This is a genomic window from Vibrio sp. Vb1729 (assembly GCF_033338655.1).
Taxonomy (GTDB): domain Bacteria; phylum Pseudomonadota; class Gammaproteobacteria; order Enterobacterales; family Vibrionaceae; genus Vibrio; species Vibrio alginolyticus.
Map to the genome: position 1 here is coordinate 271,819 of NZ_JAWOTB010000011.1, position 21,939 is coordinate 293,757.

The following is a 21,939-nucleotide window of genomic DNA, read 5'->3' on the forward strand; positions in this document are numbered from 1 at the left end:
GTTTGGGGTGCTAGCCAAGCACTAATGGCTTGGCTAGCCTTTTTCAATTTTTACTTGGTAGTGAAGGTGTTCAACACGTTGGACTATCAGGGCTTTAATTTCAAGGTAAGCAAGATGAATCAAGTGTGGGTAACTGGTGATGCTGTTGTCGATCTAATACCGGAATCTGAGACTTCTTTACTCAAATGTCCCGGTGGTGCACCAGCGAATGTCGCCGTAGCAATTGCTCGTCTATCTGGTAAGAGTGCGTTTTTTGGACGTGTAGGTGATGACCCATTTGGTCGCTTCATGCAATCAACGCTCGATCAAGAGGGCGTGAGCACGGAGTTTCTCGTTAAAGACCCAGAGCAAAGAACATCAACAGTGGTGGTGGATTTAGATGATCAAGGTGAACGCAGCTTTACGTTTATGGTAAAACCGAGCGCTGATCAGTTTATGTCTGTTGAAGACATCCCAAACTTTAAGCAAGGTGACTGGCTACACGTTTGCTCAATTTCACTGGCAAATGAGCCAAGTAGAAGCAGCACATTTGAGGCGATCAAAAGAGCAAAAGCCGCTGGTGGTTTCATTAGCTTTGACCCTAACTTGCGTGATGAAGTGTGGCAAGATCAATCAGAAATCCAAGCTGTCGTGATGAAGGCTGTAGCGATGGCCGATGTGGTTAAGTTCTCTGAAGAAGAGCTTTTGTTCTTAACTGACTCAACGTCGATGGCGCAAGGTTTACAACAAATAGCCTCTTTGAATATTGCTTTGGTCTTGGTGACACAAGGTGCGAAAGGTGTTTGGCGCGTCTTTGAAAGTCAGAGTGAACTGATCACAGGTCAAGTCGTTAGTCCGATTGACACCACAGGTGCGGGTGATGCTTTTGTCGGAGGGCTACTGGCATGCCTGTCTCGGCATGACGATTGGAAAAATCATCCTGTTGTTAGCTCTGCGATTCAATGGGCAAATGGCTGTGGTGCATTAGCGACGACGCAAAAAGGCGCAATGACCGCGCTTCCGACCCAGACAGAGTTGCTGCAATTTATTGGGCAATGATCTTCAGATCCAATTTCAGTTGAGAAAAATTATGAGCTTAAACAACCGTTGGACTGTAGAGCAAAGATATCGCCGACTTGAGCAAATCCCTCAGTGTGATATCGAAGAAATGACACTTTCACGTCAGCAAGATAAAGGCTTTCCTAGTTTTCATATCGCCCCTAGATTTGGGCTGTTAAATGACCCAAATGGGTTGTGCTATTTCAATGGTGAGCACCACATCTTTTACCAGTGGACGCCTGTGGGACCAGTCCATGGAATGAAGTATTGGTATCACCTTTCTACTAAAGACTTCATCCATTTTACTGATCATGGCGTGGGTCTTCATCCCGACCAAGACTACGATTCACATGGTGTCTATTCGGGCGGCGCTTTGGTGGAAAACAACAAGGCTTTGCTGTTTTTTACTGGCAACAAGCGTGACCAAAACTGGAATCGAATCCCAACACAGTGTTTTGCCACCATGGATTCAGACGGCAGCATTGAAAAGCACGGTGTAGTCATTGAGAACGAACATTACACGGAGCACTTTCGTGACCCAAAAGTTTGGAAGAAAGGCGACGACTATTTGATGGTGGTGGGTGCTCAAACCAAAACCGAGCATGGTTCTATGGCGCTCTATCAAAGCAAAGATTTGAAAACGTGGCAGCATAAAGGTCCTATCAAGACCAAGTTCTCTGACCTTGGGTACATGTGGGAGTGTCCTGATTTATTTGAGATTAATGGTCAATCGGTGATGCTGTTTTCTCCACAGGGCGTGAGCAGTAGTAATCCTTATGATTTCAAAAACATCTATTCTGTCGCGTATATCGTGGGTGATCAGTTGAACCTAGAGTCGATGACTTTAGAAAACCACCAAGATATTTTACAGCCAGATTATGGGTTTGATTTCTACGCCCCACAAACCTATTTAGATGAGAATGGGCGTCGCATTCTTATTGCATGGATAGGGTTGCCAGAAATCGACACGCCATCGGTCACACACCAGTGGGCAGGAATGTTGTCTCTTCCTAGAGAACTAACGTTGAAAGATGGTTTTCTTATTCAAACTCCACTCCCTGAATTGGAGAGTTTAAGAAAAGAAGAGGTAGTCTTTGCACAGTCCCATACACTGGAAAGCACAAGTTGTTTGATCCAATTAGACCTTGAGGGCGATGGCTTTGAACTTGAGCTGAGTAACCTCAAAGGTGACAACATCGTCTTTAGTGCGACAAAGCACGAGTTTATGCTGGACCGTCGTCACATGTCTCATTTGTACGCAGAAGAATTTGGTAGCATTCGAAAAGCACCAAGATTGGACGCTAAGCAGACGATTGATATATATATCGACAATTCTGTCATCGAGATTTTCATTAATGGTGGCAAACACACGATGACCAGTCGTTTCTTTATTGATGACCTGAATACGGTAACGTTGAGAGGGTTGGAGCAAGCAAGGCTTTTCCCTTTGAAAGGTATTTCTGGTTTGTTTGAATCAGCTAAGTAACGGTTTCGAATACATTAAAACGCCCTTCATTGATTTAGTGAAGGGCGTTTTTCTTTCTAACTATCTAACTTAACTGCCTATCACGCACGTAAGTTGTTTGAACTAAGGTATCCAGAACAACTTCATTCTTGGTGACTTTGAAGTTTAGCGGTTGTTCTAAATCCCCAAATAGAGGTGCGCCGCCGAGTGTAGCTTACTCATCGTTGGCATCTCGAACCTAGTTCACATTATCGCGACGTTTTTACTTATAGCGTGAAAGAAAATCCCATAACCAAAGGTTCTAACTAAAAGAGATTGCAGGACTTTTATTTAGCGAATTCGACCTAATATCTTGAGTATGCCTAATCGCAGTTGGCGAAGAGGTGATGTTAATAATGCTTGCTGGCGCGTAAGACCCGTCAGTTTGAAGATGCATTCAAACACAATAAGGGAAAACAATGGCTAACGAATACATTCCACCAAAAGTTTGGACAAACGATAATGAAAACGGCGGTCAGTGGGCGAGCATCAACCGTCCGGATTCTGGCGCACGTCATGAGCAAGAGCTTCCAATTGGTGAGCACCCATTCCAACTTTACTCAATGGGTACCCCAAATGGTCAGAAAGTGACGATCATGTTTGAAGAGCTTTTGGCGGCTGGCGTAACGGCAGCAGAATACGATGCATACCTGATTAAGATTGGCGATGGTGACCAGTTTGGCTCTGGCTTTGTAGCTGTTAACCCAAACTCAAAAATTCCGGCATTGGTTGACCGTTCGGGTTCTGAGCCAGTGAACGTGTTTGAATCTGGCAACATCTTGTTTTATCTAGCAGAGAAATTTGATCATTTCTTACCAAAAGAAGGCGCTAAGCGTGCTGAGGTAATGAACTGGTTATTCTGGCTGCAAGGTTCTGCGCCATACCTAGGCGGTGGTTTTGGTCACTTCTACGCGTACGCACCAGAGAAGTTCGAGTACCCAATCAACCGCTTTACAATGGAAGCAAAACGTCAGTTAGATGTATTAGACAAGCGTCTTGCGAACAATGAATTCCTAGGTGGCGATGAGTACAGCATCGCTGATATCGCAACATGGCCATGGTACGGCAACCTTGTGTTGGGTCGTGCTTACGATGCGGCTGAATTCTTAGACGTAGAAAGCTACAAAAACGTTGTGCGTTGGGCAAAAGTAATTGATGAGCGTGAAGCGGTAAAACGTGGTCGAATTGTGAACCGTTCATGGGGTGAAGAATGGGAGCAGTTACCTGAGCGCCACAGCGCAGAAGATATTGATAAAGTATTGAAACTTAAACCATAAGCAATCTTGGCCTAGCTACGTCAAATGAGTTTAGTTTTATCTATGCTTATACAGTGACCTTAATCAAATCTATAGCGCACCATATACGGTGCGCTATTTTTATTCTCATTTAGTCTCGAAATTCTAATTTATATCACCTATTGAAGAGCATTTAGTTCGTAGATGAATCTTTAATGTATTTATATGTTATGATGCAAAACAAAGCTCATATTTCCATGTTAAATATGGACTGGTTATACTTCTTTCTAATAATTAAACTATTTAAAAATTATAAACCGATTTTATATCCATTATAAATAAAATTAATGATAATTAATATTTGACATAACCACTAAATTTATGTGGAATATGCGGGTTGATTTGTTTTGAAGAAATAAAATTAATTTCTAGTACTTTTATTTAAGACAAGCTTAGCTTTTAGCGATGTTTAATTATTAATGCTTATATCATGAAAGAGGATATGTATGATGTCGTCGTTTGAGTCGTACTGGGTTGGGATACGTCAAAGAATAGCCGAACAAACCGAAGGTAACCGCAGTTTAAAGTCTCTAGTCATTAAAAAGCAGCGTGTGAACTTAAATAACAGTGGGTTATCCTTTCGCGCTAAGTCCGGATGCCTTATTCCTCACTGTTATACCAAGTTCTCTGATGAGATAAACCTAAAAACATCGAAAAAATCGTCTCTTAGTTTTAAGAAAGGAAAGCTGTATTTTTCTCCGATTTAATAATAAATGAAATTTACATAAATTATAATATTAGGTTTTTAAATTTATCGATAATTAATTACAATTTTATGATGCGTTTTCAATATGTTCTCTTGGTAAGTAATTAACTGGACTTATTGTTGGTTGTTTTTGTTGTTTCCTATTTAGATATGGATAAAAGCTCAACTACTTTTCCTATACCAACTTACTCCCTGAATTGACTTGCGCGCTTTTTCTCTCCTCTCAAAAAAACATAGCGTTACGGAATTATTTTCGCTCCTGTTTCATTCTTCAAGACGAAAGCTCTACCTACCTCTCATTATTTTCGACAAACATTGAGTAAAAGTAACCAATCGTAACAAGGTGGCTGTAACTGAGCGCCGTTTCAATATACTCGTTTTTTAACTAGGTAATCCCGCGCTTTGAATTCATTCGGGTACCGTTTGTAAGCCTTAAATGCTACTAAGATAAGATGTCATGATGAGAAAAAGTACTATATTACACACAGTGTTAATTACAGGGTTCGCTGCTGTATCCTCGTTGGCTTATGCTGCGCCTTCAGTTGTGCCAAATGCGCCGGAACTCAGTTCTCGTGGTTATGTTTTGATGGACTTCCATACGGGGAAAGTACTGGTTGAACGTGATGCCCACAAACGTTTAAACCCCGCGAGTTTAACGAAGTTGATGACTGCTTATGTAGCTGGTCAAGAAATTAATACAGGCAATATTACGTTGAATGATGAGGTTGTCATCAGCCGAAATGCTTGGGCAAAAAATTTCCCAGATTCTTCAAAAATGTTTATTGAAGTCAATACTTCCGTTTCTTTGTCTGACTTATACCGTGGTCTGATTGTTCAATCTGGTAACGATGCCAGTGTTGCTATTGCTGAGCATGTTGCGGGAAGTGAATCAGGGTTTGTGAGTTTGATGAATAGTTGGGCCGCCAAGCTTGAATTGTCTAACACGGCATTCACCAACCCTCACGGCCTAGACAGTGACGGTTTATATTCGACACCTTATGATATTGCCAAGTTGGGCCAAGCGATTATTCGTGACTTACCTGATATCTATCCGCTGTATAGCGAAACCTCGTTTACTTACAATGGCATCACTCAATACAACCGTAATGGCTTGCTTCGTGATCGTAGTATGAATGTCGATGGCATGAAAACTGGATATACAAGCGGTGCGGGTTATAGTCTAGCGACTTCTGCAACACAAGGTGATATGCGTCTGATTGCCGTAGTAATGGGAGCGAAGAGCGAGAATGTTCGTGAATCAGAAAGCAAGCAGCTGTTAAGTTATGGCTTCCGCTTTTACGATACGGTAATGCCGACTGAGGCGGGTGCGGAACTTGCGAAAGCTCGAGTTTGGATGGGCGAAAAAGACGAGCTTACTGTCGGCGTAGCTAACGATGTTTATCTCACTTTGCCAAAAGGAGATGTAAAAAATCTGCAAGCGGAAGTTGAATACAACGGTGATTTAGTTGCGCCAATTTCTGAGCAACAAGTGGTTGGTAAAGTGCTTTACAAAGTCGACGGTAAGGTCGTAAATGAAGCCGAGCTCGTTGCATTGGAGTCCGTGGAGGAAGGCAGTTTATTCAAGCGAATTTTAGACTGGTTTAAGCAATTGGTCGCTAGCTGGTTCTAAACAGTAGCGAACTTCTGTCTATATCACTCTATCTTGTTAATGTTCTATTAAATCAATTTACTAAGGCGACCAACGTGGTCGCCTTACGTTTTTGGAATACTCGTTGCGTTAAAACACAGGCCCTCTTGTAAGGGTGTGTTTTTACCTGACCAAGAGCGTTTTGTGTTTTTGGGTGCGAGAGAAAAGAAACTAGAACAAGAATGGAGTGACACGTGCACAAGATTTTATCTTTGACATTGATTTTATCGCTCATGGGCTGCGCTATGCCTTACCAGCAGGAGGTCGATAGCGGCCAATGTGTTGGAGTCATGACCTCTCAGGATGCATATGGTTATTTAAACCCAAACCATTACACGATGCAGGTACTCGCGCTAAAGCAAGAAAAAGATGTGAAAGATTATATTCGCTATATCGATCCTAAGCATCCGGTTTGGGTTAACTGGAAAAACAGCCGAGGCACGCGTTGGTATACGGTAACTGTTGGTGATTTTAAAACGAAGCAGGATGCCTACAATGCGCTTTCTTCATTACCAAGCCGTGTAAAGCAGTCATCCCCGTTTGTGCTGACTTTTGCGGAAATGCAGCGTAAGCAACAAACGAGTGTTGTGAGAATGCGTTAACCAACAAAAAACGGAAGCGATGGCTTCCGTTTTTGTATTTAGGAGTAAGCTTAAAGCGCCGCTAAAATCGTTTCTGCTTTGCTTGCTTCAAACTCTTTTGGCTCTTCAACGTTTAGCTTAGTCACTGTGCCGTTTTCAATGATCATTGCGTAACGTTGTGAGCGAATACCACCAAAGCCGCCTGTATCCATTTCAAGACCTAATGCTTTAGTAAAGCTAGCGTCGCCATCACCCAACATCAAAATCTCAGAAGCGTTTTGAGCTTCGCCCCACGCTTGCATCACAAATGCATCGTTTACAGAAACGCACGCAATTAAATCAACACCTTTTGCCTTTAGCTCATCAGCTAATACCACATAGCCTGGTAGATGGGCTTCTGAACAGGTAGGGGTGAATGCGCCAGGTACAGCAAAGAGTACGACTTTCTTGTTCGCAAACAGTTCTGTAACGTCGTGGTTCACCATACCATCGGCAGTCAACTCACTTAGAGTTGCAACTGGTAGAGCTTGGCCTTGTTGAATCATGATTCTATTCCTTTTTGTGTGCTAGTTTAGCTTTCTCAGTCTAGCGTTTATAAATGCGGTTAACCACAGAGTTTTTGTAGGGTTTTAATACCTACGCGTTTGACCTAAGGCGTGGCACTGATGCCTTTATTGCAAAGCTTCGTGCTGGTTTACGTATTGGCTAACAAGGTGACGATATTTCGCCTTTAACTCGTTATCGATAAAGCTGGCATCAATCGCGTTCATTGTAAATTGGGCAAGTTCACTCTTACTCATTGGATGTGCGTTGTTGACGGCCAGAAAGTTATCCGTCATGTAGCCACCAAAGTACACAGGATCGTCTGAGTTAATCGTTACGGCGACACCTTTTCGTAGCAAATCCACAATATTGTGATCTTTCATATCGTCGAATACACATAGCTTAAGATTCGATAACGGACACACTGTCAGTGGCATTTGGCTTTCGATTAAGGATTCAACTAATGCTTCATCATCAACACAGCGAACACCGTGATCCACGCGGCTCACGTAAAGCATTTCAATTGCATCGCTAATATTTTGTGCGGGGCCTTCTTCACCTGCGTGAGCAACGGTAAGTAAGCCTTCTTCTACTGCTTGTTTAAATACGCGCTTGAATTTAGCTGGCGGATGACCTTGTTCTGAAGAATCTAGCCCAACACCAATGATCTTATCACGGTGTTTCAGAATAGCCTGCAGGGTCTCTATGGCGCTCTCTTCTGAAAGGTGACGGAGAAAACACGCAATAATTTGCGAAGTAATGCCAAGTTTTTCGTGACCATCTTTTAGCGCACGAGCGATTCCATTGATAACAGTGTCAAAGTCTATGCCGCGTTCTGTGTGTGTTTGAGGGTCAAAAAAGATTTCGGTATGAATAACGTTGTCTTCTTTACAGTGCAGTAAGTATTCCCAAGTGAGATCGTAAAAATCTTGCTCCGTACGCAGAACTCCCGCTCCTTGGTAATAGAGGTCGAGAAATGATTGTAAGTCTGTGAACTGATATGCGCTGCGTAGTTCACTCGGAGAAGAGTAAGGGATCTCGATGCCGTTTCGTTTTGCTAATTTGAATAAGAGTTCCGGCTCAAGTGAACCTTCGATATGTAAGTGCAGCTCTACTTTTGGAAGACCTTGAATAAATGCGTTCATATTCCACCTTATGTGTATTGTGGATGCAGTTACTCTAAGAATAGGTATAGATAGAAATAAATCGAACGCTATCACAAAGAGTAAGACCCACGATGATCTCAACTCTTCGTAATCAGCACTTTGCGGGAACTGGTAGAGACCCCCAAACCATATCATTGGGGTTATACGAAGCAAACGAGAGGGATTATACGCAAAAATATCGCTTTGGCTATACGCAAATAACCTAGCTGTCATTAGTCACGGGGTTTCCTGTGAGCGAAACGACTATTTGCAAGTCACTTGAGTATAGAGGAGCCAGTTGTTTTTGCGTGTGTGAGAGGCACGTGTAATTAGAAGAGTAGTCTAAAAGAGTGGAGATTCGTTTGAGCACAGGTAGGTGGCGGTACCTTGCACAACGATAAAGGCAGAGAAAGCACTAGAGAGCATTTATAGATCGAATAACTTATCAAATTCTCTTTGTTCCATAATGTCTTCTATGCGGCGTCGAGTTTTCTGCTTTATCGCCGCCGCGTTTTGTTCAGACTCTTTTTTGTCTTTTTCTGACTGCTTCTTACTTTTTCTAGCCATTGGATACCTTACAAATTAGTTGCATTATCCATTAATGCATGAAAACTGAATCAGTTAACAGTAAAACTTCCTAACTTTGAACCTGAATCACAGAGAATAGTTCCAGATTGCGTTTTCTCACAATATTCAAAATCGATCATAAAGCTATGAGAAAGAAGTTTCGGTAATACGTGTCTTCGTAAAATATCACCATTTAATTGATGTATTTTAGCGTTCCAAGAGGTTTGAGGTTGTTCTAAATTAAATTCAATTTCTAACATTTATTCTCCTGTTTTTTAGTGATTTTCTCTTTGTTAAGTAATTGATACCAATGCCTTTGACGGCCAGTTCTTTTTGAGGACATGATTTTTCCTATAAATAATAAATTAAGCAGTACTATTCAGTTTATTTTAGATAGCACAAAGCAATGCCTAAAATTAGGCTGAGTGATTGATGAAAGAATATTTTTGAAGGAGAGAGGTTTGGTGCAGCATGGGCATGCTACACCAAGAAAAGCAGTCTTATAGAGGAGTTACTTCAGTCGCTTGAGGACCTTTTTTACCTTGCTCTACATTGAAGCTTACTTTCTGACCTTCAGTCAGTGTTTTGAAACCGTCAGAAACGATAGCGTTAAAGTGTACGAATACATCTTGGCCGCCGTTGTCTTGAGATAGAAAACCGAAGCCTTTAGTTTCGTTAAACCATTTTACTGAACCAGTTACTTTAGACATAAAAATACCTTTGAATTAAACATTAAAATTATGATTTGTTTTGTGGATCTTTTCTAAGCTATTGAATGTTCAATCAAGAGGAAGTTGTACGCAGGTGTCTGAATTGGGGATTCAAGATTTTACTGAGAGGAAACTTAAACTAAATGTTGCATTAACAGCTCTCTTCTAAGAGCCAAGGCACACTATACACCTTGTTTAGAAAATAGCTACATTTATTTTAGATAAATTAAATGTGCTCATTATTAACTCGATAAATTGTATTGTTCGAAAAAGTTGAATAAGTAGAACGAATAGTATGGCTCATAATTTTAGCTCATCAACCTAAAATAGAACCTTATCGATAGCCATAGATTGAACATGCGACTTGCAAGCGGTCACAAAGATAAACTAGGAGAACTAGTATGAGTACATTCAGAGAAATTCGTCAGCTTATTCCTGCGCAACCTACTGCTGATGGTGATGGAGTGAAAATTCGCCGTGTAGCGGGTTTCAATCATGCTAGCTTTTCTCCATTTTTGATGATGGATGAACTCAAATCAGAAGACCGTGCTGACTATATCGGCGGTTTCCCTCCGCATCCGCACCGCGGTATCGAGACGCTTACTTATATGTTGAAAGGTCATTTCCAGCATCGTGATCATATGGATAATGTTGGCGAGCTTCGTTCCGGTGGTGCACAGTGGATGGCAGCAGGAAGAGGCGTCATCCATAGCGAAATGCCTATTATGAAGGAAGGCGAACTGCATGGTTTCCAAATTTGGATTAACCAGCCTGCGAAAAATAAGATGCAGCCAGCTCAATATCATGACTTTCAACCTGAAACGATCACTGAGTTTGATACTCCGAATACGGGGGTTGTACGTTTGATTGCGGGTCATATGACTATAAACAACGAACGAATTCAGGGGCCGCTAACAGAGACAGGTGTTGCTGCCACGGTAGCCGATTGGAGAGCGATGGGTGGTCAAGCTTTGAATTTGAACACGGATCAAGACAACAACATGATGCTCTATGTCTATAAAGGTCGTATTCAATTAAAAGGTCGTGAGATCAATCAAGGCGAAATGGCCATTTTATCGAAAGGTGAATGGGTTGAATTGCAGGCCGAAAAAGAGAGTGGTGCACTGATCTTTATAGGTGAGCCAATTAATGAACCCGTGGTGCATTATGGCCCTTTTGTCATGAATAGCATGGAAGAGATAGAACAAGCCATCCAAGACTACAACTCTGGGTTGTTTGAAACTTACTAGTTTGGACTGCCTACTCGCTTTTTCAGTTAGCGAGCAAATTAAAACAGTTTTGAGCCTGAATATTGGGCTCGACCAGAAGCAAATACGATAATCCACTGCCATCGAATTTGCGTTAGCCACGTTTAATCCACGTGGCTTTTTTCTACTTCTGACTCCATCGTATGATGGCTTCCTTTCCTGCTTCAATTCCTAACTCATAAGCATGACGCAGTGGTGCTGGCGATCGACTCAGCCGTTTCAACTTGAATGTTTCAGGAGGACACACTTGAATGATTTCGATACCAGGTGGTGGGTTGTTGATCAGCGCTAAGGTCTGATTGTAGCGAACTTCACGTGTCAACATCGGTTCAATTAATCCGGGCGTTTCTTTCAACATCTTCCTAGTTAGGGCGCTGAATCTTCCTCTTGGCTTTTGATAGCTTGCGGGCTGACTGCGTAAAACCATAATCTTTTTGGCTCCTCGCTTTATTGCTTCTGCAACAGGAAGTGCGTCTGAGACGCCACCATCAACGTATTGAATTCCGTTCAGTGATACGCCATTTCGGTAAAGTACAGGCAGTGCGCTGCTGGCTTTCATTGTTTCTGCCAAGTCGTCGACATCAGGAAGGTGGTACTCCGCTTGCCCATTGTCTTGACGCGTCACGCCTAAAAAGAAGGGTCGTGAATCGGCTTTGAGCGCAGATTTATCGATGCCAAGTTCTTCGAGGGTGACATTCCACATCCAGTCTAAGTTCATCATATCACCACCACGTAGAAGTTGAGATGGAGAGATAAATTCTTTTCTTAAGCTGTAATCGAGGTAGATTTTTAAGTTACGTCCGGGCATTTTAGCTAAGTAGGCAGCCAAGTTGCTAGCACCCGCAGACACTCCCCAAAAGCTATCAAATGGAGAGAACTCGCTAGCAAGAAAATGATCGAGTATGCCGCATGAAAATACGCCTCGCATGGCTCCACCTTCGACAATCAATGCTCGAGAGCCTACTTTTTCCATCACTTCGCTCCACTCTTTATCAATCGGATAATAGCGTGCAGCTTAACGCATAATGGTTTTATACCCAAGTGGGCCAAAGGTCTAGGTTGCGTTCCTTTGAATAAAAAGGGCATCAACGGATGCCCTTGTCACTTTTAGCCTATGGAATTGCGGGTAATTGAGTCGCTAATTTAGTGAAGGAGACCGAGCCAATTAGCCCCCTTACATAGAGCCATACCTGTAGTCCCATACTGATCGTTGTTGGAATAGTTTGATGATCACTTGTTAAATAGGCATACGAACACTATCCAGAGCGTTGTAAGCAAAAGTAATGGGGTGAATACTTTCTGGATAGAAGCGCCATCAGTTAAATTGTAAATTTTGATGGATTCATAATAGAACGCTCGTTTGAATTCTTTGAAGCTAATGTCGCTCTTCGCATGCGACTGTTCATAGTGCTGGTGCGCAGCGTCCGATAGCTGGTATTCCAAGTCTTGGAGCTCGTACTCCTTGTTAAAAAACGCATCCCAAGCCGAAAGGCGGGCTATCGTTTTAGGAGATGGATCCCCATTTAGTTTCTCTAGACGCTTAGCATAAGCTGCTTGATATTTATCCACGGTATATTCCTGTCTGAATAGACGTTGAGTTAGAACATATGTAAAAAGAAAAATAAGTAATAAAAGGTTTTTTACGTTCTATACCTGTGATAAATGCTAAAAAGTTCAATGCTCTAGCACTCCGATGTCGCAAATGATATTGATGGAATTGCTCTGCGACAAATAAAATAATTACTCTAGATAACAACGAATTTTTGTTGTTTTTTAAAAAAACTGATCATGAGATTGAGTGGGGAGTTTTACCGAGAAGAATTTCGCTACTGTAACTGTCTATATTTACTCAAAAAGAGAAAATCTTAGAAGCTTTCTTTGATTGATGTGAGATATTTTAGGTCGAAAAGCATTAATTTTGGCTATGCTTATAGTTCGTCTTTTTTGTTGTTGAACTCTACTTCGAGGGGGAAAGAACCCATATTTCGAGCATAGGATAGCTCGCTTTTTCGTTACGTCGTTCTTGGAGTTTGAATCAGTGACGACGCTATGAGTCTAGCATCTTGAACTCACTTGGGTGTATTGATTAATTATAAAAGTAAAGCAGTGCTGAGCTAGGATAAACTTCAACGTAAAGGTGACGGTATGAATATACAATCAGCCATTATTGAATATGCGATAGCGATTATAGGCTTACTTTTGACGGGCGTTACCCTCTGAGCATGACTGCCCAGAGGATAGAAAGCGCATTAGCTTTTTGCTAACGATTGATGTTGTATCGAGCCATTGCAGCTTCTTCTGACGATACAACCGTTTTACCAATTGGTGCGAGTGAAATAACCGCTAGCTTGAGGTGTTGGAGCGCAAACGGAATGCCGATTATGGTGACAAAGCATGCTGCGGCAGAAAGTACGTGACCGATAGCTAACCAAAGGCCTGCAAATACAAACCAAAGGACGTTACCAATAACGCCGAGCGGACTCGTGCCAATGTCCATTTCATTGGTCAATTCATCGCGTGAGATGGCCTCTTTACCGAATGGGAAAAAGGAAAAATTACCCATAACGATACACGCACGCCCCCAAGGTATTCCGATGATGCTAATAAAGGCCAAAATACCAAAAAACCACCATAGCAACCCCATAAATACGCCACCAAATACAAACCAAATGATGTTACCAAGTGTTCTCATTCTATTTCCTTTATTCTTGAATGTGATGATTCAGATACCTGAGAGCACCGTAAAACAAATCTAAACCGTCTGTTTTGTCGATGTGTGCTTTTGTGCCCTCATTCACCTGATTGATAGAATAATCGCAGTAGTCTTAACAGAGAATGAATGCCTTCCTTAAGGCAAGTCTTTTTAGTATAGAGCGTAATACTCAATCAAGCATATAGCCAAGAATCGCATTATCTAGAGACAACTTTCTCGAGATATTGACAAATTTGCTCTGCCAATCGATGGCTGGCAATGTTGCGTGTTACTACTTCATCAGCAATATTTCCAGACTCAACGACGCCAAACCAATCGAGCAACATCGAGTGGAAACCTTTACTCGTCAGCATTGGCGTCCAGTCTTTCAAATTGATTTTTTGCTCTTGGTTAGCTTGCCATAGTTTGCCTTCAACGAAGGAGTCGAACTCAACTGCCTTGTTTGCATAACAAGCTTGAACGCGCTCTGTAGTGATACCGAAGTGGCGATTCATCGAGGCGTGGAGCAAAGTATCTCCATGTTGCCACTGAATATCTAAACGCGCCAACTGACCACCTTCAAGTTGATGAGTTACATAAGCATCTTTTAGATCTGCTTTGGCTGTGACGTTAACGCTGTCTAATGGGTGAATAAAATCATCAAATATAAAGGTACGAACATCCCCCGGTAGTTGGTGACGGTTCTTTTCCCAGCGTAGCGACTTTAAGTCAGATATGTTGCCTTGCTGCACTTGTGGCATATGTTGGTTATAAAGTGGAATGTGACGACGGTTAAAGCCCACATAGAGTGGCTGTCTCTCTTTTTCGGCAATATCGTACAGCTTTTCGACGTCATCAGCACTGTTCGCTAATGGTTTGTCGACAAAGGTTGGGATTCCATGTTGCAGAAAAAATGCCGCTATTTGAAGGTGTACGCTTGTTGCCGCATGAATCATGACGGCATCGACGCCAAAGTGCAGAAGTTGTTGGTAGTCCTGGCAGATCTCTGAGATTCGATACTGCTTAGCCAGGCTCTCAAGTGTGTTTGGGTTGCGGGTACAAAATACAAGTTCGATATTTGGAAGCTGAGTGATAACAGGAAGGTATGCTTTCTGAGCGATATCCCCTAGACCAATAATACCAATTTTCATCCTAGTCCTTATCTCGATGTATGGATCGCGGACTGTCAGTATAACGCTTGGCGCGGCGATGAGTTTAAATACCTTGTTAGAAAAAGCCTGATTCACACTTTGAGCCAGGCTTTATTGAATGATTTAGGAAACGGCTCGGCAGGCTTTGAATATATCTAACTTGCTATCGTAGGCTTGAGTTTGTACATCCATAATGCCTAATAAAGAGTGGAACACGTTATCATGTGAGTATTGGCCTGCATTCTGTGCTTGTATATACAAACAGTCGGTATTGATCTGCTTCGCTTGTTTAAAGCCCGAAGACAGCCACATAATCAAAGGAACGCGTTTTTGGAAATCTGGTGCAAGGCCATAAGGCATACCATGTAAGAACAATCCGTTTTCGCCTAGTGACTCACCGTGATCCGATATGTAAATTAGCGCGGTATTATACTCAGACTCTAACGCTTTAAGTTTTTTGATGGTTTCTGCCAATACAAGATCGGTGTAGCGTATTGTATTGTCATATGTGTTCACTATTTGTTCGATGCTACAGTTTTCGATATCTGCACGTGGACAGTCTGGTTTAAAGAAGGCGTTGTCTCTTGGGTAACGCTGAAAGTAGGTCGGACCGTGGCTTCCTATAAGGTGCATGGCGACCACTCGGTTACCGTGCATATCCGCGACTTCCTGATCAAAATGATCTAATAGCGCCATGTCGTAACAAGTTTGGCCATTACACATAGGGCTTACTTGCTTTCGATCCACTTCGATTTTCTTGATCTTGTGGGCTACTTCTTTATCCCCACCGTCATTTTCTTTCCAAATGAGGTCAACCCCGGCGCGCTGCATTATATCGAGAGCATTGTCCTGGTTATCCGCTTTGGCGCGTTCAAACTCGTTTCGCGTGAGCTGTGAAAACATACAAGGCACAGATACAGCAGTCGCGGTGCCACAAGACGCGACGTCTTGAAATGAGATAACATCCAGTTTACTAGTATAAGGGTTTGTCTCTCGTGTATAGCCATTGAGTTGGTAGTTCTGAGTTCGAGCGGTTTCTCCTACGACAAAAACCAGTAGTGTTGGTTTGCTCTGTGCTTGCTGTACGGCGCTATTTGACTGCTTTGCATCTGTGCCGATTTCTCGATATGGCTCTGGCGTGGTGAAATATTTTTCCTTCACATACCCGGTCGCGCTGTAAACGAACTGGGTGGGTATGATGATTTTTTTTAGGTGGCTATTGTTGCGCCCTACAGATGCGTAGTCTTGATAGTACACGCTGGCAATGACGGCGATGACAGCTAGCGACGACAGCATCGATACTAATTTGGTAACAGAGAAGTACAGTAATTGGTGACGTTGAGATTGCAGCTTGACCTTAAAGACAATTATCGCTGGGATAACTCCCATAATCAGCGTCCAAATTACAGAGTGAGCACTCAGGTAAGAACTCGCCTCGCTCGAATCGGTTTCAACAATATTGGCAATCATTCCAGAATCGAAAAGTGTGCCATAGTTATAGCTTGCGTAGCTCACCATACTTGAAACAATAATTAAAATTATAAAGAACGGCTTGCCGATCCAAGGCCAACTAAATAAATTAAAAAGGAAATTGAGCGCGGCAAGAAAGAAAATTGGTATTGTGATAATAAATCCAATTTTGACATTATCTAAGTGTGTAAAGATGCCGATCAGTTCTTTATAAATAGGGATATTTACGACGAGAGCGAAATACAGCGCCAACAGGAAAGTAAAGGTAACGTAAGAGATACCTCTCTGTTGTAAATCATGTGTCTTCATAATGAGTGTCTTGAATAAAAATTAGAGCAAGAACGAAGCCCAAATAAAAAGGGCAAGAGTTAACGCAACAAATACTGCTGCTGAGCCAATATCTTTGGCTCTACCACTGAGCTCGTGCCAGTCATCGCTAACACGGTCGACAACCGCTTCTACGGCGGAATTAATGAGTTCGACGATCAATACCAAGAACAGGCTACTGATTATCAGCACTCTTTCATATGTGGTGACAGGAAGGAAAAAAGCACAGACGGAAAGCACCAAGGCGAGAATCAATTCTTGTCTAAAAGCGGCTTCGTGTGTCCATGCGGCTTTCAATCCTTGAAATGAATAGCCGGTCGCATCCATGACACGGCGTATACCTGTTTTACCTGGCTTCAAAATATGACCTTACTATTTAAGCATTGGGATGGAACACATATCCCAGAGAGGTAACGAGATTAATCGTTACAGCGTGAAACATTTGTGAATAGAATCCATCGCGCGATAATTTAAGAAAAGTGCTTATTTAATCAAGATCGTAGACGGTATAGCCTTTGTTCTGGAGACATTTACGCAATACGAGAGATTGGGTTTTGGTTGAATCATTTGTTCCACTCAAAGCACCAGCTCCAGCTCCTACAGCTCCGCCGGCAGCAGCACCGACAGCCGCTCCACCTAATCCGTCTTCTAGCGCACCAGCAGCTGCGCCGATCAATGCGCCTGTAACCGCCCCATTAGTGGCTTCAGATTTCGCTGCCTCTGATTTGTCGACATTTTCTGCATAGCCTTGGCAGTAAAGAAAGTCTTGTTCATATGTACTAGGGTCGACATTGGTCATGTCGACGACAGGTTTTTGATTGTAGGCGCAAGCTGTAAGCGTAGGAGTAAGCGCCATAATCAGGATAAAAGATTTATACATGAGTACTATCCATTTAGTGTGTGAATCTTATGGATTAAATGTACACTGTTTTATTGTTGGGCTCTGTCGCTTGAGTGTATTGAAGTGTCGTCTTCTGTAAATGGGGTAGGAAGGTTAAGTTAACTGTCTGATTTTTTGAGGCTAAGTGTGAAGCAAGCTCCTCCAAGTGGGCTATGGCAAATCGAAACTTCTCCACGTTGAAGCTCCATTATCTGTCTGACAATCGCCAAGCCGAGCCCAAACCCGCTCGTCTTTTTGTTGCGAGATTCATCCGCACTGTAAAATGGTTCGAATAGATGAGGCCAATGCTTTTCTTCAATACCTATGCCATCATCATGAACATTGATGAAGCAGCGGTGCTGATCGTGTTTTATCTCTACTAAAATCTGCTTATCCGCGTACCGCATTGCATTGCGCAGCAAGTTATCTAAGGCTCGCTTTAACAATTTTGGGTCAGCAAACGCGAGAACGTTTTCTGAGTTTACTTCTTGAAGCGAGATAGCGAGCGTAGTCTCTTTTTGCCATCTCTGTCGTAATTCTTTGACTAAGTTGAATAGGACGACTTCTTCTTGAGTTTGTAATGCTGTGTCAGGACGCTCCATCTTTGCGTAGTAAAGCAATTCTTCAACCATTTCTTCCATCTCGTCAATGTCTTCGACGATACTGTAAACATACTTTTTCTGTTGTTCAGTTAAGGTTGAATCCGATAACAAATCTGCTTGCCATTGTAAGCGGAAGATTGGGGTACGCAATTCATGTGCAACGGCGTTAGTTAGCATTTTATTGCTAGTGATCAAGCGAGATACTTTATCGGCCATCGTGTTAAAGCTTTTGTTTAACGTCCCAACAGACTTAGCGCTTGAGGTACTAGCTCGAGCCTTGAAGTTACCTGAGGCAAACTCAACGGTCACTCTCTCTAGCTCTCGAATCCGACGGCTTAAGAACCAGATCAACAATATGCAATACAGAGCAAATCCAGCTAAAAAGAACAACCAAACGATATTGTCATCAAAGTTGGCTGCTTTAACCACAGGACTATTCGGATTATCGCTCATTTTAAAGATAGGCGTGCTCGCATCTAGGCGGAACCAGATATCCCTTTCTTCATCGTAAGCGACGTTAACGGAGGTATCACTTTCAAACGCCTTTTTGATGTCTGTTGGAAGCTCTTCAAGCGTATGAGGCACCAACAAACGATGGCTTGATGTGGCAAATTGTTCCAACTGTTGTTGAGTATATTCTAATCCGTGTTCTTTATAGATAGGGTAGATCAGATCGTGAAAAGCTTGACCCTCATGCTCTTGTAATAGGTAGTCATAATCTGTGTTGATCTCATAAACTAAGAACTCGTATCCCCACAAGCTAGCCATAAACAGAATGATAAGGCCAACAAAGCTTTCCAGATAAATCCGTCTCATTATTCATTCCATGCATCAGGCATAAATAGGTAGCCTTTGCCGCGAACGGTAATGATTTTTTGTGGTGAGCAAGAAGCATCGCCTAGCTTCTTTCTCAGTGTCACTATGCGATTATCAATGGTGCGGTCTGTTCCATCGTATTCAATACCACGTAGTGTTTTGGTCAGCCACTCACGTGATAGTGTTTTTTCAGCATGCGTAGCAAGAACCCACAACAAATCGAACTCGCCGTCTGTCAGCGCAATTTCTTCTTGGTTCATTACGCACGATTTACGCAATCGGTTTAAACACAGAACACCAATTTGTAGGCCGTTTTCGGACTCGGTAGGCGCCGCCTCTTTTCTTCTTAATAGCATGCGAATACGAGCCAGCAATACGCGAGGTTTGATGGGTTTAGTAACAAAGTCATCTGCGCCTATTTCTAATGCGGCGACATGATCGAAGTCATCATCACTTGCTGTCAGCATCAACACTTTGCCTTTGTAGCATTCTCGGATTTGACGACATACACTCAGACCATCTTGCCCGGGTAGCATCAAATCTAACAGCACCACGTCTGGTTGTGTGTCAATAATCGCATTGGGTGCGTCCGTCCCATTGTCGATACATTTGACCTGAAAACCTTGTTCAACAAAATACTCACCCAACATAGTTTGTAATTTGGGATCGTCTTCCACAATGATTAGAGATGGTTTGATTTGTTGTGCGTTCATTTAAGTGATGTATACAATATTTAATATCAATGGAACTTAAACAAATTTACGAATTATTTCAAATAAAGCTTTCTCAGAATAAGGTTATCGGATGAGTTAATTGGATAAAATTGCCAATTAATAATTTAAATCTAATCACCTATCACATTTAGAGAGATGCAAAAAGGCGCAACGTTTGCGCCTAGGTATGGAATCTTAAAGCGAAATTACCGCTTATTCGGTGGTACACACGACGCTGTTGTCGCTGCCAAAAACATTTGGAACGTAAGCATCAGCTTGTGGGTCATTTTCCCACTTCGCATCATCGAGCAAGTAACGGAACTGAACATTCTGCGCTTTAGGTAAGCGGGTTTTAAATTTAAACTGACGACTTTTCTTCACTAATTTCATCGGTTCTGGCTGCCAGTTGTTGAAGTCTCCAGCAATTTGGACAGAGTCCCACTGATCTTTATCTAGCTCGAACGTGACTTCGACTTCATCTTTTGTCTTAAAGAATCTCTTTTTAAGCATTGATCTCTCCTTGTTCGTACAAAAACTGTTCTAACTATTACTCGTGTTTCATAATGATTTCAAGTTTTATCGAATTGTTGCTGGTATCTGATGAGGGGAGTATCCGAACGGTGAATAGCTCGTTGTGCTGGTTTCGTGTACTGAGGGAGCGTTAGAGAGAAAATTCACTAGCCTAAAATAGTCAAAGAACAGAGTTTGTTAGCGAGCCGAGAGTCCGTATCTTGAAGTCAAACCGTTATCATGTATTATCTTAAATCACCATTTTCCTTGATGTAGCTATGTTGAAGTTTAACCGTACATTGTTCACTGCGATAGTTTGCTTAGTTGCTATGCTTTTGAGTAGTGTCGCTCCTGTGGCGCAGGCTTCCGCTCCGATGAAAACAATTGAAGTACGCGATCTTATTGTTCAACAGGCTTCTCTGCACAAACAACTTGGCGTCAATGACGACTGCGTAGAATCACATCACGATGAGTTAGCCATCAATAAGGCACAACAATCTCACACGAGTTGTAGCTCTTCCTGCATGGTCAAAATTCCCGCCAACTTATCTCAAAACGACTTACTGCTTCTTCCTTATAGCCTTGCCTTGATTGATAGGCCTCTAGTCGAAAAAGTAGTGACAGTGATCACCAAGCTTTATCGTCCTCCGATTGTTTAATTCCTCATCTCAAATTACTTGGGGTTTACTCCTTTTTACCAAATGAAATGATTTGGCATTTGAATGCCACAAGGAAATAAACAATGAAAAAACTACTTGCCTTATGTAGTGCACTTTTACTGACTTTTACCACTCATGCAGCGCAATTTGAAGAAGGGAAGCACTACAAAGTTCTGGATGTTAAGAAAGCATCGAAACCTGTTGTGACGGAATTCTTTTCTTTTTATTGCCCACATTGCTACAAGTTTGAGTCGCTTATTGAGCGTTTAAAACCTGCTCTGCCAAAAGAGGCAAAGTTTGAAAAGGTACATGTGGGGTTCATGGGCGGAGATATGGCGATTCCGATGGCCAAGTCCTACGCGACGATGGTGTCGCTAGGAGTTGAAGATACAATGATTCCTGCCATGTTTGCCCAAATTCATCAAAAGCGACAAGCGCCAAAAGACGAAGCTGAGCTGAAACAGCTGTTCGTTGATAATGGCGTAGAAGGTAAGAAGTTTGATGCGGCGTACAATAGTTTCGCCGTAAACTCAATGCAGAAAGGTTTTGATAAGCAATTCTCTGCTAGCACGTTGAGAGGGGTTCCGGGTGTGGTTGTGAACAATAAATACATTGTTTTGGCCAACGAAATTCGTACTTACGACGAGTACAATCAATTAGTTAATTACTTATTGACGCTGTAACTATAAATAGCATCGATACTTAAAAATGGCGACGGTAGAGTCGCCATTTTTTATGCTTATCACTTTCGTATTATCTAAGAACGCTTGTACATGCTTGAGTCGGAACACTAGTCATAAATATGGCATGCGGATAAAACAAGCTAGCAGCAGTGATTGCAACATTACATGGCTGAGCAATCGTGGTTTTAATCACATTGGTAAGCACAGCGCCTGTATTATTTACTGTTTGAGCGGCGGCTTGTTGTGCCTGGTAAGACACGCAACCTGTCGTTGCATTGATCATCGCAGTGCTAAACAAAAGTTTGCGAAAAAACATATTCATATCCTTTGTGAATGCTTTGAATTACTTATATGTGGATTGATTCATAAATGAAACAAAACAGTGTTCAAAATATGTGTGCATTCACGAAATGAACATTGTTTTATAAAAA

General features: G+C 42.2%; 24 protein-coding genes, 1 pseudogene and 1 riboswitch. Of the genes and pseudogenes, 8 read left to right on the forward strand and 17 right to left on the reverse strand.

Annotated features, from left to right (window positions below):
- Positions 1-114 precede the first annotated feature (114 nt).
- Positions 115-1,038 (forward strand): aminoimidazole riboside kinase, encoded by a 924-nt coding sequence (locus tag R7E29_RS06115; protein WP_053349293.1) that lies wholly within the window; start codon positions 115-117, stop codon positions 1,036-1,038.
- A gap of 31 nt (positions 1,039-1,069) precedes the next feature.
- Entirely contained in the window at positions 1,070-2,524 is a 1,455-nt protein-coding gene (locus tag R7E29_RS06120) for a sucrose-6-phosphate hydrolase (RefSeq protein WP_213906688.1), read from the forward strand.
- A gap of 64 nt (positions 2,525-2,588) precedes the next feature.
- Here R7E29_RS06120 and R7E29_RS06125 read toward each other — a convergent pair.
- Positions 2,589-2,708, reverse strand: a pseudogene (locus R7E29_RS06125) (dihydrofolate reductase); the annotation flags it as partial.
- Positions 2,709-2,961: 253 nt separating this feature from the next.
- Here R7E29_RS06125 and yghU point away from each other — a divergent pair.
- The 3 genes from yghU to R7E29_RS06140 all read left to right on the forward strand — a co-directional run bounded on the left by yghU (position 2,962) and on the right by R7E29_RS06140 (position 6,793).
- Complete coding sequence (gene yghU / locus R7E29_RS06130) at positions 2,962-3,819, forward strand: glutathione-dependent disulfide-bond oxidoreductase (RefSeq protein WP_053349291.1); 858 nt, start codon at positions 2,962-2,964, stop codon at positions 3,817-3,819.
- A gap of 1,184 nt (positions 3,820-5,003) precedes the next feature.
- Positions 5,004-6,173 carry a D-alanyl-D-alanine carboxypeptidase family protein gene (locus R7E29_RS06135; RefSeq protein ID WP_017819852.1) on the forward strand — a complete coding sequence of 390 codons (1,170 nt, stop codon included), beginning with the start codon at positions 5,004-5,006 and terminating at the stop codon, positions 6,171-6,173.
- Between the two features lie 212 nt (positions 6,174-6,385).
- Positions 6,386-6,793, forward strand: a complete 408-nt coding sequence (locus R7E29_RS06140; protein WP_005373701.1) for an SPOR domain-containing protein — start codon at positions 6,386-6,388, stop codon at positions 6,791-6,793.
- Positions 6,794-6,843: 50 nt separating this feature from the next.
- On the opposite strand, the gene R7E29_RS06145 is transcribed toward R7E29_RS06140, so the two are convergent.
- From R7E29_RS06145 to R7E29_RS06165, 5 genes are all read right to left on the reverse strand, one after another.
- Positions 6,844-7,317 carry a peroxiredoxin gene (locus R7E29_RS06145; protein ID WP_005373699.1) on the reverse strand — a complete coding sequence of 158 codons (474 nt, stop codon included), beginning with the start codon at positions 7,315-7,317 and terminating at the stop codon, positions 6,844-6,846.
- Between the two features lie 126 nt (positions 7,318-7,443).
- Entirely contained in the window at positions 7,444-8,460 is a 1,017-nt protein-coding gene (locus tag R7E29_RS06150; protein WP_017819853.1) for an adenosine deaminase, read from the reverse strand.
- Positions 8,461-8,549: 89 nt separating this feature from the next.
- A riboswitch (purine riboswitch) is annotated at positions 8,550-8,649 on the reverse strand.
- A 237-nt stretch (positions 8,650-8,886) separates the two neighbouring features.
- The gene (locus tag R7E29_RS06155) at positions 8,887-9,027 is read right to left on the reverse strand and encodes a PA3496 family putative envelope integrity protein (protein WP_005373694.1); all 141 of its coding nucleotides are present in this window, start codon (positions 9,025-9,027) and stop codon (positions 8,887-8,889) included.
- Positions 9,028-9,077: 50 nt separating this feature from the next.
- Entirely contained in the window at positions 9,078-9,287 is a 210-nt protein-coding gene (locus R7E29_RS06160) for a hypothetical protein (protein WP_005373692.1), read from the reverse strand.
- Between the two features lie 240 nt (positions 9,288-9,527).
- Entirely contained in the window at positions 9,528-9,737 is a 210-nt protein-coding gene (locus R7E29_RS06165; protein WP_005373691.1) for a cold-shock protein, read from the reverse strand.
- A gap of 401 nt (positions 9,738-10,138) precedes the next feature.
- Between R7E29_RS06165 and R7E29_RS06170 the strand changes: the two genes are divergently transcribed.
- Complete coding sequence (locus R7E29_RS06170) at positions 10,139-10,987, forward strand: pirin family protein (RefSeq protein ID WP_017635146.1); 849 nt, start codon at positions 10,139-10,141, stop codon at positions 10,985-10,987.
- A gap of 142 nt (positions 10,988-11,129) precedes the next feature.
- On the opposite strand, the gene R7E29_RS06175 is transcribed toward R7E29_RS06170, so the two are convergent.
- From R7E29_RS06175 to R7E29_RS06220, 10 genes are all read right to left on the reverse strand, one after another.
- The gene (locus tag R7E29_RS06175) at positions 11,130-11,978 is read right to left on the reverse strand and encodes a patatin family protein (RefSeq protein ID WP_054576131.1); all 849 of its coding nucleotides are present in this window, start codon (positions 11,976-11,978) and stop codon (positions 11,130-11,132) included.
- A gap of 257 nt (positions 11,979-12,235) precedes the next feature.
- Positions 12,236-12,574, reverse strand: a complete 339-nt coding sequence (locus R7E29_RS06180) for a hypothetical protein (protein ID WP_053304554.1) — start codon at positions 12,572-12,574, stop codon at positions 12,236-12,238.
- A gap of 691 nt (positions 12,575-13,265) precedes the next feature.
- Positions 13,266-13,697, reverse strand: a complete 432-nt coding sequence (locus R7E29_RS06185; RefSeq protein ID WP_005373685.1) for a YccF domain-containing protein — start codon at positions 13,695-13,697, stop codon at positions 13,266-13,268.
- Between the two features lie 218 nt (positions 13,698-13,915).
- The gene (locus tag R7E29_RS06190) at positions 13,916-14,848 is read right to left on the reverse strand and encodes a Gfo/Idh/MocA family protein (protein WP_053304552.1); all 933 of its coding nucleotides are present in this window, start codon (positions 14,846-14,848) and stop codon (positions 13,916-13,918) included.
- A 123-nt stretch (positions 14,849-14,971) separates the two neighbouring features.
- Positions 14,972-16,627, reverse strand: a complete 1,656-nt coding sequence (locus R7E29_RS06195) for a phosphoethanolamine transferase (protein ID WP_053304551.1) — start codon at positions 16,625-16,627, stop codon at positions 14,972-14,974.
- Positions 16,628-16,648: 21 nt separating this feature from the next.
- Positions 16,649-17,005, reverse strand: coding sequence for a diacylglycerol kinase (locus tag R7E29_RS06200; RefSeq protein ID WP_309474432.1), 357 nt, complete (start codon positions 17,003-17,005; stop codon positions 16,649-16,651).
- A gap of 127 nt (positions 17,006-17,132) precedes the next feature.
- Positions 17,133-17,525 carry a hypothetical protein gene (locus tag R7E29_RS06205; protein ID WP_053304549.1) on the reverse strand — a complete coding sequence of 131 codons (393 nt, stop codon included), beginning with the start codon at positions 17,523-17,525 and terminating at the stop codon, positions 17,133-17,135.
- Positions 17,526-17,644: 119 nt separating this feature from the next.
- Positions 17,645-18,943 carry an ATP-binding protein gene (locus R7E29_RS06210; RefSeq protein WP_005373675.1) on the reverse strand — a complete coding sequence of 433 codons (1,299 nt, stop codon included), beginning with the start codon at positions 18,941-18,943 and terminating at the stop codon, positions 17,645-17,647.
- Positions 18,943-19,656, reverse strand: coding sequence for a response regulator (locus R7E29_RS06215; RefSeq protein WP_005373673.1), 714 nt, complete (start codon positions 19,654-19,656; stop codon positions 18,943-18,945). The genes R7E29_RS06210 and R7E29_RS06215 overlap by 1 nt, the downstream gene beginning before the upstream one ends.
- Positions 19,657-19,869: 213 nt before the next feature.
- Positions 19,870-20,166, reverse strand: a complete 297-nt coding sequence (locus R7E29_RS06220; protein ID WP_017635151.1) for an isoamylase early set domain-containing protein — start codon at positions 20,164-20,166, stop codon at positions 19,870-19,872.
- 278 nt (positions 20,167-20,444) lie between these two features.
- On the opposite strand from R7E29_RS06220, the gene R7E29_RS06225 reads away from it, so the two are divergent.
- Together R7E29_RS06225 and R7E29_RS06230 are read left to right on the forward strand one after the other, a co-directional pair.
- Entirely contained in the window at positions 20,445-20,825 is a 381-nt protein-coding gene (locus tag R7E29_RS06225) for a hypothetical protein (RefSeq protein ID WP_017635152.1), read from the forward strand.
- Positions 20,826-20,908: 83 nt separating this feature from the next.
- Entirely contained in the window at positions 20,909-21,508 is a 600-nt protein-coding gene (locus R7E29_RS06230; RefSeq protein ID WP_238855354.1) for a thiol:disulfide interchange protein DsbA/DsbL, read from the forward strand.
- A 70-nt stretch (positions 21,509-21,578) separates the two neighbouring features.
- Here the strand turns inward: R7E29_RS06230 and R7E29_RS06235 are convergent, their stop codons facing one another.
- Entirely contained in the window at positions 21,579-21,824 is a 246-nt protein-coding gene (locus tag R7E29_RS06235; RefSeq protein ID WP_005373664.1) for a hypothetical protein, read from the reverse strand.
- Positions 21,825-21,939: the final 115 nt, after the last annotated feature.